14 protein-coding genes are annotated in these 16,035 nt (G+C 68.6%); 7 read left to right on the top strand and 7 right to left on the bottom strand.

Annotated elements, in window-relative coordinates; translation table 11 throughout:
* Positions 1–44: 44 nt before the first annotated feature.
* Complete coding sequence (locus tag OG349_RS05750) at positions 45–1,016, bottom strand: alpha/beta hydrolase (RefSeq protein WP_327233550.1); 972 nt, start codon at positions 1,014–1,016, stop codon at positions 45–47.
* A gap of 130 nt (positions 1,017–1,146) precedes the next feature.
* Here OG349_RS05750 and OG349_RS05745 point away from each other — a divergent pair, with 130 nt between their 5' ends.
* Positions 1,147–1,572 carry a (2Fe-2S) ferredoxin domain-containing protein gene (locus tag OG349_RS05745; RefSeq protein WP_327233549.1) on the top strand — a complete coding sequence of 142 codons (426 nt, stop codon included), beginning with the start codon at positions 1,147–1,149 and terminating at the stop codon, positions 1,570–1,572.
* Positions 1,573–1,742: 170 nt separating this feature from the next.
* On the opposite strand, the gene fdhD is transcribed toward OG349_RS05745, so the two are convergent.
* The 5 genes from fdhD to OG349_RS05720 all read right to left on the bottom strand — a co-directional run bounded on the left by fdhD (position 1,743) and on the right by OG349_RS05720 (position 8,641).
* Positions 1,743–2,582, bottom strand: a complete 840-nt coding sequence (gene fdhD / locus OG349_RS05740; protein WP_327233548.1) for a formate dehydrogenase accessory sulfurtransferase FdhD — start codon at positions 2,580–2,582, stop codon at positions 1,743–1,745.
* 62 nt (positions 2,583–2,644) lie between these two features.
* Complete coding sequence (locus OG349_RS05735) at positions 2,645–3,502, bottom strand: 2Fe-2S iron-sulfur cluster-binding protein (RefSeq protein ID WP_327233547.1); 858 nt, start codon at positions 3,500–3,502, stop codon at positions 2,645–2,647.
* Positions 3,499–5,505, bottom strand: coding sequence for an NAD(P)H-dependent oxidoreductase subunit E (locus OG349_RS05730; protein WP_327233546.1), 2,007 nt, complete (start codon positions 5,503–5,505; stop codon positions 3,499–3,501). The genes OG349_RS05735 and OG349_RS05730 overlap by 4 nt, the downstream gene beginning before the upstream one ends.
* Before the next feature lie 7 nt (positions 5,506–5,512).
* Positions 5,513–7,480 (bottom strand): molybdopterin oxidoreductase family protein, encoded by a 1,968-nt coding sequence (locus tag OG349_RS05725; protein WP_327233545.1) that lies wholly within the window; start codon positions 7,478–7,480, stop codon positions 5,513–5,515.
* Between the two features lie 189 nt (positions 7,481–7,669).
* Positions 7,670–8,641, bottom strand: a complete 972-nt coding sequence (locus OG349_RS05720; RefSeq protein WP_327233544.1) for a 2-dehydropantoate 2-reductase — start codon at positions 8,639–8,641, stop codon at positions 7,670–7,672.
* A 203-nt stretch (positions 8,642–8,844) separates the two neighbouring features.
* Here OG349_RS05720 and OG349_RS05715 point away from each other — a divergent pair, with 203 nt between their 5' ends.
* From OG349_RS05715 to OG349_RS05695, 6 genes are all read left to right on the top strand, one after another.
* Positions 8,845–10,245 (top strand): OFA family MFS transporter, encoded by a 1,401-nt coding sequence (locus OG349_RS05715; protein WP_327233543.1) that lies wholly within the window; start codon positions 8,845–8,847, stop codon positions 10,243–10,245.
* Entirely contained in the window at positions 10,208–10,375 is a 168-nt protein-coding gene (locus OG349_RS34790) for an MFS transporter small subunit (protein ID WP_442806204.1), read from the top strand. The genes OG349_RS05715 and OG349_RS34790 overlap by 38 nt, the downstream gene beginning before the upstream one ends.
* A gap of 153 nt (positions 10,376–10,528) precedes the next feature.
* Entirely contained in the window at positions 10,529–11,476 is a 948-nt protein-coding gene (locus OG349_RS05710) for a beta-ketoacyl-ACP synthase III (RefSeq protein ID WP_327233542.1), read from the top strand.
* A gap of 93 nt (positions 11,477–11,569) precedes the next feature.
* The gene (locus OG349_RS05705; protein ID WP_161307524.1) at positions 11,570–12,259 is read left to right on the top strand and encodes a GntR family transcriptional regulator; all 690 of its coding nucleotides are present in this window, start codon (positions 11,570–11,572) and stop codon (positions 12,257–12,259) included.
* Between the two features lie 333 nt (positions 12,260–12,592).
* Positions 12,593–13,612 (top strand): hypothetical protein, encoded by a 1,020-nt coding sequence (locus OG349_RS05700; protein WP_327233541.1) that lies wholly within the window; start codon positions 12,593–12,595, stop codon positions 13,610–13,612.
* Between the two features lie 82 nt (positions 13,613–13,694).
* On the top strand, positions 13,695–14,867 hold the full coding sequence (locus OG349_RS05695) for a DUF6183 family protein (protein WP_327233540.1): 1,173 nt from the start codon (positions 13,695–13,697) through the stop codon (positions 14,865–14,867).
* A gap of 59 nt (positions 14,868–14,926) precedes the next feature.
* Here the strand turns inward: OG349_RS05695 and OG349_RS05690 are convergent, their stop codons facing one another.
* Complete coding sequence (locus OG349_RS05690; protein WP_327233539.1) at positions 14,927–15,904, bottom strand: aldo/keto reductase; 978 nt, start codon at positions 15,902–15,904, stop codon at positions 14,927–14,929.
* Positions 15,905–16,035 lie beyond the last annotated feature (131 nt).

Below are 16,035 nucleotides of genomic sequence, written 5' to 3'. Positions count from 1 at the left end.
CTGGGGCGCGATCACCAGGACATGCCGGACGGGGGGTGGGCCGGTCATAAGCCCGTGGCCGCTTCGACGGCCTCCACGACCGGCCCGGCGACGGCGGGGTGGGCGAGATACCGCACGGCGGGATGCACCCACACGCCGTCCGAGTCGACGCGTGTGCTGACGGGAAGTACGGCGCGGGAGTTGGGCCGCAGGAGCTTCTCCGGGCGCGGGCCGCCCGCCACGAAGTCGTCCCGGTCCCAGAAGTTGAGCCACCGCCCGACCTGACCGGGCACCCCCGGCGGCTGGGGGCGGAGCTTCGGCAGCACGGCCGTACGCATCCCCAGCGGGGAGCCGAGCGTGACGAACAGCGGTACGGGCCCCTCGTGTTCGTGCAGTGCCTCCAGGGCCACGACCGTGCCGAGCGAGTGCGAGACGACAATCGTCGGTCCCACGGGGTCCAGCGCCTCCACCACCCGGCGGCGGATCCTCCGGTCGAGCGGGACACCGTCCGCGTCCGGCTCCCCGCGTGCGAGATAGCGCGCCACCTGGCTGAGCCTGAGGATCATGGCCTTGGCGCTGACCCAGCCGCCGAACGTCCGCAGCCCCGGTACCGAGAGCAGGGTGTTCGCGGCGTTGAGGGTCTGCCGCAGGGCGCTGCCCGGGCCCTGGGGCGCGCCCTTCGGGTCCAGTTGGGCCCGCGCGTGGGTCAGCACCCGGATCTTGTCCTCGCCGGCCGGGTCCGCGAGCCGCGCGTCCACGGCCTCGTCCACGGCCTCGCGGAGCAACTCCGCCAGCAGCAAGGATTCCTGGTCAGCCGTCGGGTCGAGAGCGGAGCCCTGGGCCTGCCCGGCGCCGAACAGATCGCCGTAGTAGGCGAACCGGATGTCCGCGGCCCAGCCCTGGGTCAGCGCGGAGACCTTCCCGGCGTGGCCCGCGGCCCTGGCCCCCTCGGCCAACGCGCGCACCCACTCGTCGCGTTCGGCGGCGCTGTCCAGCGGCCCGCCGATGCCGTGGACGAACACCAGGCGCGGCTTCATGCATCCCCCAAGATCCACCCGGCCCGGGGAGCCGGAGGAGCCAAGAGAATATCAACCGACCACGCCCCCCGCCCCGGGACCGCCGACCCCGCCCCGCGCCGGTCCACCACCCGGCTGACAAGATCCTCGGGTGACGCAGCCCCCCTCGCCCGCCTTCTCCGGCATACGCCCCTTCGGCCCTCGCCCCTGCACCCTCGTCGTCTGCCGGGGCTGCTGCTGCGGTGACCCCGCCAAGAACCCGGGCACGGATCACGCGGGCCAGCTCGCCCGCCTCCGCGCGGCCGCCGCCTCCTCGGAAGGCCGGCTGTCCGTCCGTACGACCGACTGTCTCGGCCCGTGCGGACAGGCGAACGTCGTCGTGGTCCAGCCCTCCGCCGAGGGCCGGCGCGCGGGGGGCCGCGCCACCTGGGTCGGCTGGGTGCTGGACGAGGACGGTACGGACGACCTGCTGGCCTGGACCCGGGCCGGCGGCCCCGGCGTGGCCGAGCCGCCCGCCACCCTGGAGCTACAGATGATTCCGCCCCCGTCGGACGCGAGGCGCAGACGGGGGCCGTGATGGGGGTGCAGACGGGGCTGTACCCCGGAAAACGAAAGCGGATCAATCGGCGGCGGGCGGATGAGGCCCGCGCACCGCTGAGCTGATGGGTGTGTGGCTGCCGGAGGTACCCGGCCGACGCAGGGGGCGCTCCCCGCCGGCCGGGCCCTGTTCCCGTGCAGCGGGGACTGTCACACCCCAGTGTGCAGGGCGATGCGCTCATCGCCCGCGTACACGTTCATGGAGGGGCCACGGAGGAAGCCGACCAGGGTCAGCCCCGTCTCCATGGCCAGATCGACGGCGAGTGAGGACGGCGCCGACACCGCCGCGAGCACCGGAATGCCCGCCATCACGGCCTTCTGGGCCAGTTCGAAGGAAGCCCGGCTGGAGACCAGGAGGATCGACCGGGACAGCGGCAGCAGATCCTGCCGCAGCGCGCGGCCGATCAGCTTGTCCACCGCGTTGTGCCGGCCGACGTCCTCCCGGATGTCCAGCAGCTCCCCGTGCTCGCTGAAGAGCGCCGCCGCGTGCAGGCCCCCGGTCCGGTCGAAGACCTCCTGAGCCGCCCGCAACCGGTCGGGGAGGCCGGCGAGCAGGGTGGGCTCCAGCCGGACCGGGGGAGTGTCGTCGATCGTGAACCGGGCCGTTGTCCGTACGGCGTCGAGACTCGCCTTGCCGCACAGCCCGCACGACGAAGTGGTGTAGACGTTGCGCTCCAGCGTGATGTCGGGGACCGGGACACCGGGCGCGAGCCGGACGTCGACCACGTTGTACGTGTTCGACCCGTCGTCCTTCGCCCCCGCGCAGTACACGATCGACTGCACGTCGGAGCCGGCCGCCAGCACCCCCTCGCTCACCAGGAAGCCCGCCGCCAGGGCGAAATCGTCGCCCGGGGTGCGCATCGTGATGGCGAGGGATTTCCCGTTCAGCCGGATCTCCAGCGGCTCCTCGGCCACCAGGGTGTCGGGGCGGGTCGTGACGATTCCGTCCCGGATACGGATGGTGCGGCGGCGCTCGGTGACCCGTCCCATGATGATCAGTCCTACTCGTATCGGTGTGCTGGTGCTCGTCGGCCGGACCGGAAAGCGCCCGGTCAGCGTTCCTGTACGTGCTGGAAGCCGAAGCGGCCCTTGATGCAGAGGTTCCCGTGGGTCACGGGATTGTCGTGCGGAGACGTGACCTTCACGATCTCATTCTCCTGGACGTGCAGTGTCAGATTGCAGCCGACACCGCAGTACGCGCAGATGGTGGTGGTCTCCGTCTGGATCTCTTCGTTCCACGTCCCGGCCTCCCGCATGTCGAACTCCGACTTGAAGCTGAGTGCCCCGGTCGGGCAGACCTCGATGCAGTTGCCGCAGTAGACACAGGCCGAGTCGGTGAGCGGTCCGTCGTGCTCGGTGGAGATACGGGCGTCGAAGCCACGGCCCGCCACCGAGATCGCGAACGAATTCTGCCACTGCTCACCGCACGCGTCGACACACTTGTAGCACTGGATGCACTTGTCGTAGTCGCGTACGTAGAGATCGTTGTCGATCTTCGGTTCCTCGTCGAGCCGGGCCGCGTCGGGACCGAAGCGGTCGGGCTTCGCCTTGTACTCCTTGATCCACTCGGCGGCCCTCGGGGTGGTCGAGAGGTCCGTGGAGGAAGCGAGGAGTTCGAGGACGATCTTCCGGCTGTGCCGGGCCCGGGGGCTGTCCGTGAGGACGGTCATGCCCGCCTCGGCCTTGCGCGAGCAGGCCGGCGCGAGGACCCGTGCGCCCTCGACCTCGACCACACACACCCGGCAGGCGTTCTTCGGGGTGAGGGTGTCGCCCTCGCAGAGCGTCGGGATGTCCTTCCCAGCCGCCCGGCAGGCGTCGAGGATCGTGGAGCCTTCCGGCACCCGCGTCTCCTGGCCGTCGAGGGTGAATTCGAGCAGCCGCCGCGGGAGTCGCAGTGGGATGACGGTCATTTGTAGGCCCCCAGTCGATCGATGGCTGACTCGACGGCACTCCAGGCGGTCTGTCCGAGACCGCAGATCGAGGCGTCCTTCATGGCCGCGCCCACCTCACGCAGCAGCGCGATGTCCTGCGCGGCGTCGGCGCCCGTACGGTCCACGATCCGGTGCAGTGCCTCTTCCTGCCGTACGGTGCCGACCCGGCACGGCACACACTGCCCGCACGACTCGTCCCGGAAGAACTCCGCGATCCGTACCAGCATCCTCGGCAGCGGAACGGTGTCGTCCAGCACCAGCACCACCCCGGATCCCAGGGTCGTACCGGCCGCCCTGGTCCCTTCGAAAGTGAGCGGGATGTCCAGCTCGTCGGGGCGGACGAAGCCGCCCGCCGCGCCGCCGAGCAGGATCGCGCGCATGGTGTCCGGCGCCTGCGCCAGTTCCAGCAGCTCGCCCAGCGTGGCGCCGAACGGCAGCTCGTAGATGCCGGGCTTCCCGACGTTCCCCGAAACGCAGAAGAGCTTCGGCCCGGTCGACTGCCCGGTGCCGATCGCGGCGTACGCGGCGGCTCCCTGGTTCAGAATGGGCAGCACGTTGATCAGCGTCTCGACGTTGTTCTCGGCCGTCGGCTTGCCGAACAGACCGCTCTCCACCGGGAAAGGCGGCTTGGACCGCGGCTCTCCGCGATAGCCCTCGATGGAGTTGAACAGCGCGGTCTCCTCCCCGCAGATGTACGCCCCGGCGCCGCGCCGGATCTCGATGTCGAAGGCGTACCCCTGGCCGAGGATGTCGTCGCCGAGGAGGCCGCGGGCGCGCGCCTGGTCGATCGCGTTCTGGAGCAGCCGCAGGGCGCGGGGGTACTCACCGCGCAGGTAGAGGTAGCCCCGGTCGGCGCCGACCGCGTACCCGGCGATCGTCATCGACTCGATCAGCGCGTACGGATCACCCTCCATCACCACCCGGTCCTTGAAGGTGCCCGGCTCGGATTCGTCGGCGTTGCAGACCAGGTAGTGCTGCCGTACCGGCTGCGAGGCGGTGGCCTGCCACTTGCGGCCGGTGGGGAACGCGGCGCCGCCGCGGCCCACCAGGCCCGCGTCCGTGACCTCCCGGATGACCCCGGCGGGGCCGAGGTCGAAGGCGCGGCGCAGGGCGCGGTAGCCGTCGTGCGCGCGGTAGTCGTCGAGGCTGTACGGGTCGACGACGCCGACGCGGGCGAGCAGCGACAGCCCTGGCTGTCCGGCCTGCGGTACGGCGAGGGAGGCGGCGGGCTCCGCCGGGGCCGCCGCGGGCTCGGCCGCCGCGAGGACGAGGGCCTCGGCGGTGGCGGGGGCGATGACGGCGGTGGTGTAGCGGCGTGCGGCCGGTTCGGCGGAGACGCCGTTTCCGGTACGGGCCGGGCCCGCCGGGTTCGCGCCGGCCGGCCAGGACGGCCGCGCGCCGCCGAGCTGGACCTGGGTGGCGCCGTCCCGCCCGGAGCCTGTGCTCGCCAGGGGCAGGGGTACGGAGCCCTCGTCGGACGGGACACCCGCCTGGATGACCAGCGCGGCGGGGGCGCGTTCGCACAGACCCAGACAGGGGCTCGGCTGCCAGACGAGGCCGCCCGCGGCCGAACCGGCCGCTCCCAGGCGCTCTTCAAGGCCGGCGCAGAGCGCGGCCGAGCCCTTGCTCGCGCAGGCCAGGTCCGTACAGACGTGCAGCACCTTCGCGGGGCGCGGCTTGACGGCGAACATCGCGTAGAACGTGGCGACGCCGTACGCCTCCGCGGGCGGCACGGTCAGCCGCCGGCACAGGTAGTCGAGGGCGCCCTCGCTGATCCAGCCGATCCGGTCGTTGATCGCGTGCAGCCCCGGGAGCAGCAGGTCCCGCCGCTCCCGTGCCTCGCGGCCGCCCCGTGCCCAGCGCAGGTCCGCGTCGGTACGGTCCTCCGCGCCCTCCCAGGCCGAGGTGGGCGGGCCGAGGAGCGAGTCGACCGCCGCCCGCTCCTCGTCGGTGGGTTTGCTGTCGCCGAAGTGCAGATCCACTGATGCCTCAGCTCCTCACGGCGGGGGCGGACACGAACCCGGAGACGGAGCCGGACACGGGCCCGGACACCGGCAGCTTCTCGATGCGGATCGCGGACGCCTTGAACTCGGCGGTCCCGGCGATCGGGCAATTCGCCTCGATGGTCAGCTGGTTGGTGTCCACCTCGTCCGGGAAGTGCATCGTCATGAAGGCAAGTCCGGGGCGCAGCCCGGGATCGACCCAGACCGGGGCCTGGACCGTGCCGCGCCGCGACGAGATCCGTACCTCCTCGCCGACCGACACGCCGTACCGCTCGGCGTCCTCGGGGCACAGCTCCACGTACTCGCCCCGGCGCAGCGGGGAGGCGAAACTCCCGGTCTGTACCCCGGTGTTGTACGAGTCGAGCCGGCGGCCCGTGGTCAGCCTGATCGGGTACTGATCGTCCGTCAGGTCGACCGGGGGGTCGTGCTTGACGATGCCGAAGGGGGCGAGCCGGCCGCGCCTGGCGGGGTCCTCGTCCCAGAGGCGGCCGTGCAGATAGGTCGGCTCGATCCTGTCGGTGTCGGGGCAGGGCCACTGGATGCCCTGGTGCTCCGCGAGCCGCTCGTACGTCATGCCGTAGTGGTCGGGTGACACCGACCGCAGCTCGTTCCACACCGATTCGGCGTCCGCGTACTTCCAGGGGTGTCCGAGCCGGCCCGCCAGGTCGCAGATGATGTCGATGTCCTCGCGCGCCTCGCCCGGCGGTTCGACGGCCTTGCGGACCCGCTGGACCCGGCGTTCGCTGTTGGTCGTGGTGCCGTCCGTCTCCGCCCAGGCGGCGGTGGCGGGCAGGACCACGTCGGCCAGCTCGGCGGTCGCGGTGAGGAAGATGTCCTGCACCACCAGGCAGTCGAGCTTCTTCATGCGCTCGACGGCCTGCTCGCTGTCGGCCTCGGACTGGGCGGGGTTCTCGCCGATGCAGTAGACGGCCTTGAGGTCACCCGTCTCCATCGCCTCGAACATCTGGGTGAGCGTCATTCCGTACTCGGGCCGGATGACGGTGTTCCAGGCGCTCTCGAACTTGGACCTGACGTCCGGCTCCAGGATGTCCTGGAAGCCGGGCAGTCGGTTGGGGATGGCCCCCATGTCACCACCGCCCTGCACGTTGTTCTGGCCGCGCAGCGGCTGCACACCGGAGCCGTACCGTCCGACGTGCCCGGTGAGCAGGGACAGGTTGATCAGTGCCCGGACGTTGTCCGTGCCGTTGTGGTGCTCGGTGATGCCGAGCGTCCAGCACAACTGGGCCCGTTCCGCGCGGGCGTAGGCGTGGGCGAGGTCGCGGATCGCCTCGGCCGGCACTCCGGTCACCTTCTCCGCCACCGCGAGCGTCCAGGGCTCGACCTCGGCCGCGTAGTCCTCGAAACCGGTGGTCGCGCGCTCGATGAACGACGTGTTGTGCAGGCCCGCGTGGATGATCTCGCGGCCGACCGCGTGGGCCAGCGGGATGTCCGTGCCGACGTTCAGCCCGAGCCAGCTCTCGGCCCACTCGGCGGTGGAGGTGCGGCGGGGGTCGACGGCGTACATGCGCGCGCCGTTCCTGATGCCCCGGAGCACGTGCTGGAAGAAGATGGGGTGGGCGAAGCGGGCGTTGGAGCCCCACATGAGGATCAGGTCGGTGTGGTCGACCTCGCCGTACGACGAGGTCCCGCCACCGGAGCCGAAGACCGCGGACAGGCCGGCCACACTGGGCGCGTGACACGTCCGGTTGCAGGAGTCCACGTTGTTGGTGCCCATCACCACGCGGGTGAACTTCTGCGCGACGTAGTTCATCTCGTTGGTGGCCCGGGCGCAGGAGAGCATCCCGAAGGAGCCGCGCGCGGCGTCCAGGCCGGCGGCCGCCCGGTCCAGGGCCTCGTCCCAGCCCGCACGGCGGAGGGGCCCGCCCTTCTTGTCCCGCACCAGGGGATGAGTGATGCGGGCATAGGTTTTCGGTGTGCGCTCTCGCTTCTTCACGCTGCGCTCCTGTGAGTGGTGACCGACGGCCGCGCCCATTGCATACAGTATTCTGTAGTCGCGTAGGTAAAGGGAACCCCACGGACAGAACTGGCCATGAATGGCTGTGCGCGGCCGTCGGCAGGAGTGGTTCCGGGGCGGATTCCGCAGGTGTCGTCTCCCGCCGGCCCCCCCGGACACCGGAGTGGATCAGGCAGCCGCGCCCTGGGCCAGGAGATCCGAAATGGCGTCCACCGTACGGAGGGTGGGCACCGGAACGCCGGTGATCTCGGCGAGTTCCACGACAGCGGCGAGCAGGACGTCGAGTTCGAGCGGTTTGCCCTTCTCCAGATCCTGGAGGGTCGACGTCCGGTGGTCACCGACGCGTTCCGCGCCGGCCAGCCTCCGCTCGATGGAAATGTCGGGGTGGCAGCCCAATGCCTCAGCGACGCTCAGGGTTTCGGCCATCATCATCTCGATGACCTGGCGTGTGCTGCGGTGCAGGCACATCTCCCGCATGGTGGCGCGGGTCAGCGCGCTGATGGGGTTGAACGAGATGTTCCCGAGGAGCTTGATCCAGATGTCGTCGCGCAACTCGGGCTCGACGGGGCACTTGAGTCCGCCCGCCTGCATCGCCTCGCTGAATTCGAGACAGCGTTTCGACACCGAGCGGTCCGGTTCCCCGATGGAGAAGCGGGTGCCTTCGAGGTGCCGGACGATCCCGGGCCCTTCCAGCTCCGTAGCGGCGTAGACCACGCACCCGATCGCACGTTCGGGTGGCAGTACCGCGCTGACCGAGCCGCCGGGGTCGACGCTCTCGATCCGTGTGCCGTCGTGCGGACCCCCGTGCCCGTGGAAGTACCACCAGGGGATCCCGTTCTGGGCGGCGATGACCGCCGTACCGTCATGGAGCAAAGGCTTCACCAGCGGCCCGCACGCCGCGTAGGAGTTCGCCTTGAGCCCCAGGAACACATAGTCGACCGGACCGATGTCCTCCGGCCGATCGGTGGCATGCACCCGGGCGGTCCAATCCCCGCGCGGGCTCAACACCCTGACTCCGTCCTGCCTCATGGCCGCGAGATGCGGTCCACGGGCGATGAGATGAACTTCGGCGCCGGCTCGATCGAGCGCGGCTCCCACGTAGGCGCCGATCGCGCCGGCTCCGACAACTGCGACTTTCACTGTGGGGCTCTCCGTTCGGTTTGAGGGGGGACCGAGGGAAGGGTCACACTTACTTTCGTGTCGACGATATATTGTCTACAGTATGTAGTTCTGGGCCACAAGGCTCCCTTCCGGTATGCAGTAGGCAAACTCGTGCGTGGATCTTGGATGAACCGCGGCGGCGATCTTCCCAACAGGTCGGGCCGTTCTTAGAGTTCGCGACCATGACCCCACCTCTCGCACCCCCCGGCTGGAGTCGCTGGCTGGTACCGCCGGCGGCGCTGTCGGTGCACCTCTCGATCGGCCAGGCCTACGCCTGGAGCGTTTTCAAACCCCCACTCGAGTCCGCGCTGGGCCTCTCCGGCACCCAGAGCGCGCTCCCCTTCCAGCTCGGCATCGTCATGCTCGGCCTGTCGGCCGCCTTCGGCGGCACGCTGGTCGAGCGCAACGGGCCGCGCTGGGCGATGACCGTGGCCCTGAGCTGCTTCTCCTCGGGCTTCCTGCTCGCCGCGCTCGGCGCGGCCACCGAGCAGTACTGGCTGATCGTCTTCGGATACGGCTTCGTCGGCGGCATCGGACTCGGTATCGGGTATATATCGCCTGTCTCGACGCTCATCAAGTGGTTCCCCGACCGCCCCGGCATGGCCACCGGCATCGCGATCATGGGATTCGGCGGCGGCGCGCTCATCGCCTCGCCCTGGTCCGCGCAGATGCTGGAGTCGTTCGGCGCGGACAGCGAGGGCATCGCGTACGCGTTCCTGGTGCACGGTCTCGTGTACGCCGCGTTCATGACGCTGGGCGTCCTGCTGATCCGCGTACCGCCGCCGGGATACCGGCAGCGGGAGCCGGCCGCGTCCGCCGGCGCCGGGGCGCCCCCGGCCGGATCGCCGGTCTCCGCGGGCCGGCTCTCCACCGGCCTGATCTCCACCGCCCAGGTCTCCGCGAAATCCGCCGTACGGACCCCGCAGTTCTGGTGCCTGTGGGTGGTGCTCTGCATGAACGTCACCGCCGGCATCGGGATCCTGGAGAAGGCCGCCCCGATGATCACCGACTTCTTCGCCGGGACGAGCACCCCCGTCTCCGTCTCCGCCTCGGCCGGCTTCGTGGCACTGCTCTCCGCCGCGAACATGGCGGGCCGGATCGGCTGGTCCTCCGCGTCCGACCTGCTCGGCCGCAAGAACGTCTACCGCGTCTACCTCGGCGTGGGTGCCGTGATGTATCTCCTGATCGCACAGTTCGGCGACTCCTCCAAGCCGCTCTTCGTCATCTGCGCGCTGGTCGTCCTGTCCTTCTACGGAGGCGGCTTCGCCACCGCGCCGGCGTACCTCAAGGACCTCTTCGGCACCTACCAGGTCGGCGCCATCCACGGCCGGCTGCTCACCGCCTGGTCCACCGCCGGCGTCCTCGGCCCGCTCATCGTGAACTGGGTCGCGGACAGCCAGGAGAAGGCCGGCAAGAGCGGTTCCGGGCTCTACGGGGTCTCGCTCACCATCATGATCGGCCTGCTCGCCGTCGGCTTCGTGGCCAACGAACTCATCAGGCCCGTCCACCCGCGCCACCACATTCCGGCCCCCAGGGAGGCATCCGATGACCACGTCACCAGCGAGCAGCGGCGGAGTGCCTGAGCCGGGCCTTACCGGCTCGGAGCCACGCCGTACCGGCTTGATCGTCTTCGCCTGGCTCTGGGTAGGGATTCCTCTGGCTTACGGTGTGTATGAGCTGGTCCTCAAGGCCGCGCAGCTGTTCACCGGGTGAATGGTTCACCGAGTGGATCGGGAACTATTCCGACGATGATCCGAAGTCTCCAAGCGGAGACGGTGAATCCTGTTGGTTCGCCTGTACCCGTACGGGTGAGTCGCTGACGAGACTTGAGGACTCCTGACGTCGACAGCAGAGGGGGTCCCGGGCATGACCGGCACTCGTATCGCCGCGCTCGGGCACTATCAGCCCGCCAAGGTGCTCACCAACGACGACCTGGCGGCCCTGGTCGACACCAGCGACGCCTGGATCACCAGCCGGGTCGGCATCAAGACGCGGCATGTCGCGGGTGAGGACGAACCGGTCGACGAGCTGGCCGCGCACGCGGGCGCCAAGGCGCTCGCCGCGGCCGGCCTCACCCCGGCGGACATCGACATGGTGCTGGTCGCCACGTCCACCGCGATCGACCGGTCGCCCAACACGGCGGCCCGGGTCGCGGCCCGCCTCGGCATGGGCTCGCCCGCCGTCATGGACCTCAACGTGGTCTGCGCCGGGTTCACCCACGCCCTGGCCCTGGCCGACCACACCGTACGGGCGGGCTCCGCCTCCCGGGTGCTGGTCATCGGCGCGGACAAGATGGCCGCCGTCGCCGACTGGACGGACCGCACCACCTGCGTGCTCGTCGGCGACGGCGCGGGCGCGGCGGTGGTCGTGGCGACCGGGCCCGGCGAGGAGCCGGGGATCGGCCCGGTGCTCTGGGGCTCGGTGCCCGAGATGGGCAATGCCGTACGGATCGAGGGCACCCCGCCCCGCTTCGCCCAGGAGGGGCAGTCCGTCTACCGCTGGGCCACCACCCAGCTGCCGCCGATCGCCCGCCAGGTCTGCGAGCGGGCCGGTGTCACGCCGGAGGAGCTGGCGGCCGTGGTCCTGCACCAGGCGAATCTGCGGATCATCGAACCGGTGGCGCAGAAGATTGGCGCGATCAACGCGGTGATCGCCCGGGATGTGATCGAGTCGGGAAACACGTCGGCCGCGTCGATTCCGCTGGCTTTGTCCAAGTTGGTGGCCCGGGGAGAGGTGCAGTCCGGCGCTCCGGCCCTGCTTTTCGGCTTCGGCGGGAATCTTTCGTACGCCGGCCAGGTCATCCGTTGCCCATGATCTTCGATGTTCTCGGTAGACTGTAGACGATAGCCAATGTCTAGATCTCATCGATACAGTCATGTGACTCTGCCGGCCAGGAGGGGGACCGCGATGTTGTCCGCAAGATTGGCGCAGGGAGCCGTGCCCAAGCTCGAACGACCGGGTCCGCTGCGCGAGCGTGTCTACGGGGCTCTCCTCGAACTCATCACCACGCGCGCGCTCCAACCGGGCCAGCATCTTGTCGAAAGCGAACTCGCAGGTCACCTCGGCGTGTCGCGCCAGCCGGTACGGGAAGCGCTCCAGCGCCTCAACACCGAGGGCTGGGTCGACCTGCGCCCGGCCCAGGGCGCGTTCGTCCACGAGCCCACGGAGGAGGAGGCGGACCAGCTGCTGTCGGTCCGCACGCTCCTGGAGGCGGAGGCCGCCCGCCTCGCCGCCGCCCACTCCGGCAAGGCCGGCATCGCCGCGCTGGAGGCGCTCTGCGCCCAGGGCGAGCAGTCGGTCGCGGACGACGACGTGGACCTGACAGTCGCCACCAACGCCGCGTTTCACGCCAAAGTCATGTCCCTGGCCGGCAACGTCGTCCTGGCCGAACTGGCGGCCCAGGTGGACCGCAGGGTCCGCTGGTACTACACCCCGGTGGCCCGCCAGCGCGGCAAGCAGTCCTGGATCGAACACCGAGAACTGATCGCGGCGATCGCGGCCCGCGACGAACAGCGCGCGACGGAAGTAATGAAGGCCCACACAGAACACACCCGCTCCACATACCACCACAGGGCGGACCAACGCCACGACGCCTGACACACCCTCACCGGAACGAGGGCCTGTAGCAGATCGGCGCGCGCCGGCGCATTGTCCCTGACAGGCACTCACCTGCCGTCGTGACCCCGGTTCTTGCGCATGGGGCCTCCGAAGCATGTCCCGACACCGGACCGTACCTCCGGGCAACCCCAAGAACCCGATGGATCCCACGCGTTGCGATTGCGACCACGGGTGAGGGTGAGAACCGCGAACTGGCCTGTTTCTGTCAGTGGGCCGCCTTATACGTCGCGCGGTGAGAAGCCGCAGGTGAACGGTTGTGAGAGCTGCATGTCGCGGATAGGGGAGCGGCACCAGCGTGGCAATCCGACCAGCGTGAATGATCCCGACAAGGGTGACGCGTCCTCGACCTTCGACGACCGTAACCTGCTCACTTCCACCTCGTCCGCCAGCGCCGGCAGCCGCAAAAAGACCGTCACGCATCTGTACGACGGACTCGGTCGTGAAATTGAGACTCACGACGGCGACGCGACCGGTCCCCTGCTCACCAAACACGTCTGGGACCCGTCCAACTTCGAAGGCCGGCTGGCCTCCACCACCCGCTACGTCGGAGGGGCGAGCGGGGCGGCGTACACGACTACCTACAACATCTACGACACGCTGTACCGACCCAACAGGACCACGACCACCATCCCCTCCGTGCCGGGAGAAGAGGGCCTGGCCGGCGACTACCAGTCCAACATCACGTACGACGCGAACGGCACTGTCCGGTCGACCGGTTACCCCGCCGCCGGAGCCCTCCCGGCAGAAGCCCTCACGCCGACGTACGACGATGTCCTGCGCCCGGTCACGCTGACCGGTACCGGAGGCACCACCTATGTCACCGGCACCACGTACAGCTTCACGGGCAAGCCTCTTCAGTCGACGTACCAAAGCGGTGGTAAGAAGACCCAGGTCACCAATACCTATCAATGGGGCACCCAGCGTCTGAGCAATACCCGCGTCGACCGGGAGAACGTGCCAGGCACTGACAAGTCGTCCACCTTCGGCTACGACCAAGCCGGCAATATCACGTTCATCAGCGACGTCTCGCGTGATGGCACCGACAACCAGTGCTTCCAGTACGACTATCAACGTCGGCTGACGCAGGCCTGGGCGCAGGGAACCACCACATGCGCTGAGAGCCCCAGCGGGTCCGTTCTCGGTGGGCCCGCTCCTTACTGGCAGTCCTACACGTATGACCTCAGCGGAAATCGCAGGACCGAGACGCTGCACGACAAGAGTGGTGTCGAAGCCAAAGACGTTCTGCGCACCTACGACTACCCCGAGGCGGGGGCTGAGCAGGTGAGAACTATATACGGATGGCCGTTGACCCGGCTGCTAATCGCATTCTAAGCGCCTACCCGATCTTCAGGCCCTAGCAGTCTCCGGGTGCGGTTGTCCGGAAAGAGCATTTCAAAATGAGGAGTTTCGCAGCATGAGCAAGGACATCATTCGCGCGGTGGCGGCCCTAAGTGAAGCCAGCGATGCGGACGTCTCCGCGTTGCGCGCGGAGATCGACTTGCGAGTTCTTGCTGGTGATTTCGTCTGGGTTGGTGACCTTGGGGCGCAGCTTGCTGCTCAAGCCACTGCTGGAAAGCCTCTCCAGGCGCACTGCAGGGAGGTCCTCGATTACGTCCTTCACGTGCTGTCCACGCATCCAGGTGTTCAAAGTCTGCGTAGCTTGCTGCGTGTTCCTGTCTCTCGTCACTCGGACGGCTCCGATCGGACTGGGGCTGAGCGGCGACTGGCTTTCTTTGTTGCCTGCAACCATCGAATCGATGATATTGCGAACTCGGTGTTCACCATGGAATATCAGTCGGTACACTCGAGGGAATTCATGGCGTGTCTCCTTCAGGAGTTGGTCCTTCAGTCGGTGGAGGTGGAGGAGTATCCCGTCCTCCGTTCCTTCGCGGAGAAACTCGTAAACGTCGGCCATCCTCTTGCTGTCCTGCCACTGAGTCTCTTGCCTGAGGAGCACGGGTTGCGTCGCCCGTCCGATGCGGCGGACGACTGGACCTGGACGGTACCCCCCACGCCTTTTGTGTCCTTCGGGACGGCCGAACTGCGTTCCGCGCCGTCGACGCAGCAGCGCACGGCCTGTATCGGGATGACGGAGCTCACTGTTCCGGCGGTTGCCGACGTCATGGGTGCAGCCATACAGCATTGGTGTACCCAGTCCAACGGAAAGATCTCCGCACAGGAGTTTTGGGCACCGGATCCGGTGAGGGAGGAGGACTTCCCGGCTGCCTTTCAGTCCCTTCCCCTGATTCCCTGGCCCGCAGATCAAGCCCCGGCGCGGCTGTACCCGTCTTCTTCCGACTCGGTGCTCAGAGTGCTGCTTACTGCCGCAGTGCGCGGACCGGCCTACGGCTTCGGCCTCTACGGTGCCTACGGAAGGCTTGCCACGTGGCGCTCTCTTGCCGGTTTGACCGGGGCTTCGGCGGATGCCCCGATTACGCATACGGCTGAATTGGTTCGGCAGGCGCGCTGGTTCCGTGTCGACACCGCTTCAGTGTGGTTCTACGGCGTCGCTTGGGACCTTGCCGTTGCGGTTCTGCGATCCGGTGGCCAGGAGATCGCTGTGTTGGCCGCCACCGACACTGACTAATTCGGTACTTCGGGATCGGCGCGTTCCGAGATCAATGCGTGGTCGGTCCGCCCAAGTACTCAGGCGGTCAGGTTCTGCATGTTCGTGTAGCGGTCGCCGGTTGCCGGGGACAGGGACGAGAGACTCTTGAGCTGGGTCGGCGTCAGCGTTATCGCGTCCGCCGCTATGTTTTCCTCCGCCCGGGTCACCCGCTTCGTGCCGGGAATAGGGGCGATGTCATTTCCCTGGGCGAGAAGCCAGGCTATCGCCACCTGGGCCGGTGTCGCTCCGACGTCGTGGGCGATAGTTTCCACCTGGTCCACGATGCTCAGATTCCGCTTCAGATTGTCGCCCGTGAATCGCGGATTGTTCGCCCGGAAGTCGTCGCTGTCCATCTGGTCCGTGGAACGGATGGTTCCGGTGAGGAATCCCCGGCCCAGTGGGGAGTAGGCGACAAAGCCGATGCCGAGTTCCCTGAGCAGGGGGAGGATCTCCTTCTCCGGCTCGCGCGACCACAGAGAGTATTCGCTCTGGAGCGCTGTGATCGGGTGGGCCGCCTGGGCCCGGCGGATCACGTCCGGGGTGGACTCCGAGAGCCCGATGTGGCGGATCTTGCCCTCCGTGACCAGCTCACTCATGGTGCCCACCACGTCCTCGACGGGCGTGTGCGGGTCCATCCGGTGCTGGTAGTACAGGTCGATGTGGTCGGTGCCCAGCCTCCTGAGGGAGCCTTCGACGCAGATACGTATATTCGCCGGCGAGCTGTCGAACCGGCGGATGTACTGGCCGTCAGAGCCGTGCGAGAGATAGCCGAACTTCGTCGCCAGAACCACCTGGTCCCGGCGCCCCGCGAGCGCGCGGCCCACCAGTTCCTCGTTCTTGTACGGTCCGTACACCTCGGCGGTGTCCACCAAGGTGACGCCCAGGTCCAATGCCCGGTGGATGGTACGGATCGATTCCGCGTCGTCCGTCCCGCCGCCCGTATACACGCCCGTCATGGACATGCAGCCGAGCCCGATCCGGGACACGTCCAATTCCCCGAGAGAGATGTGCTTCATGTGAGTTCCGTTCACCGCTGCCTTCGCCGCGACCTACGGCCTTCCCTTCCACGCTAACTCCGCCCGGCGAGGCGTGACTGTTGCCCTCTGCAAGTGTGTGCGCCGGACGGCTGCTGCCCGGACGGCCGGTG

The sequence above is a fragment of the Streptomyces sp. NBC_01317 genome (assembly GCF_035961655.1).
Classification (GTDB): domain Bacteria; phylum Actinomycetota; class Actinomycetes; order Streptomycetales; family Streptomycetaceae; genus Streptomyces.
Note: the sequence above shows the minus strand (reverse complement) of the source record. Positions and strands in the feature narration are given on the sequence as shown.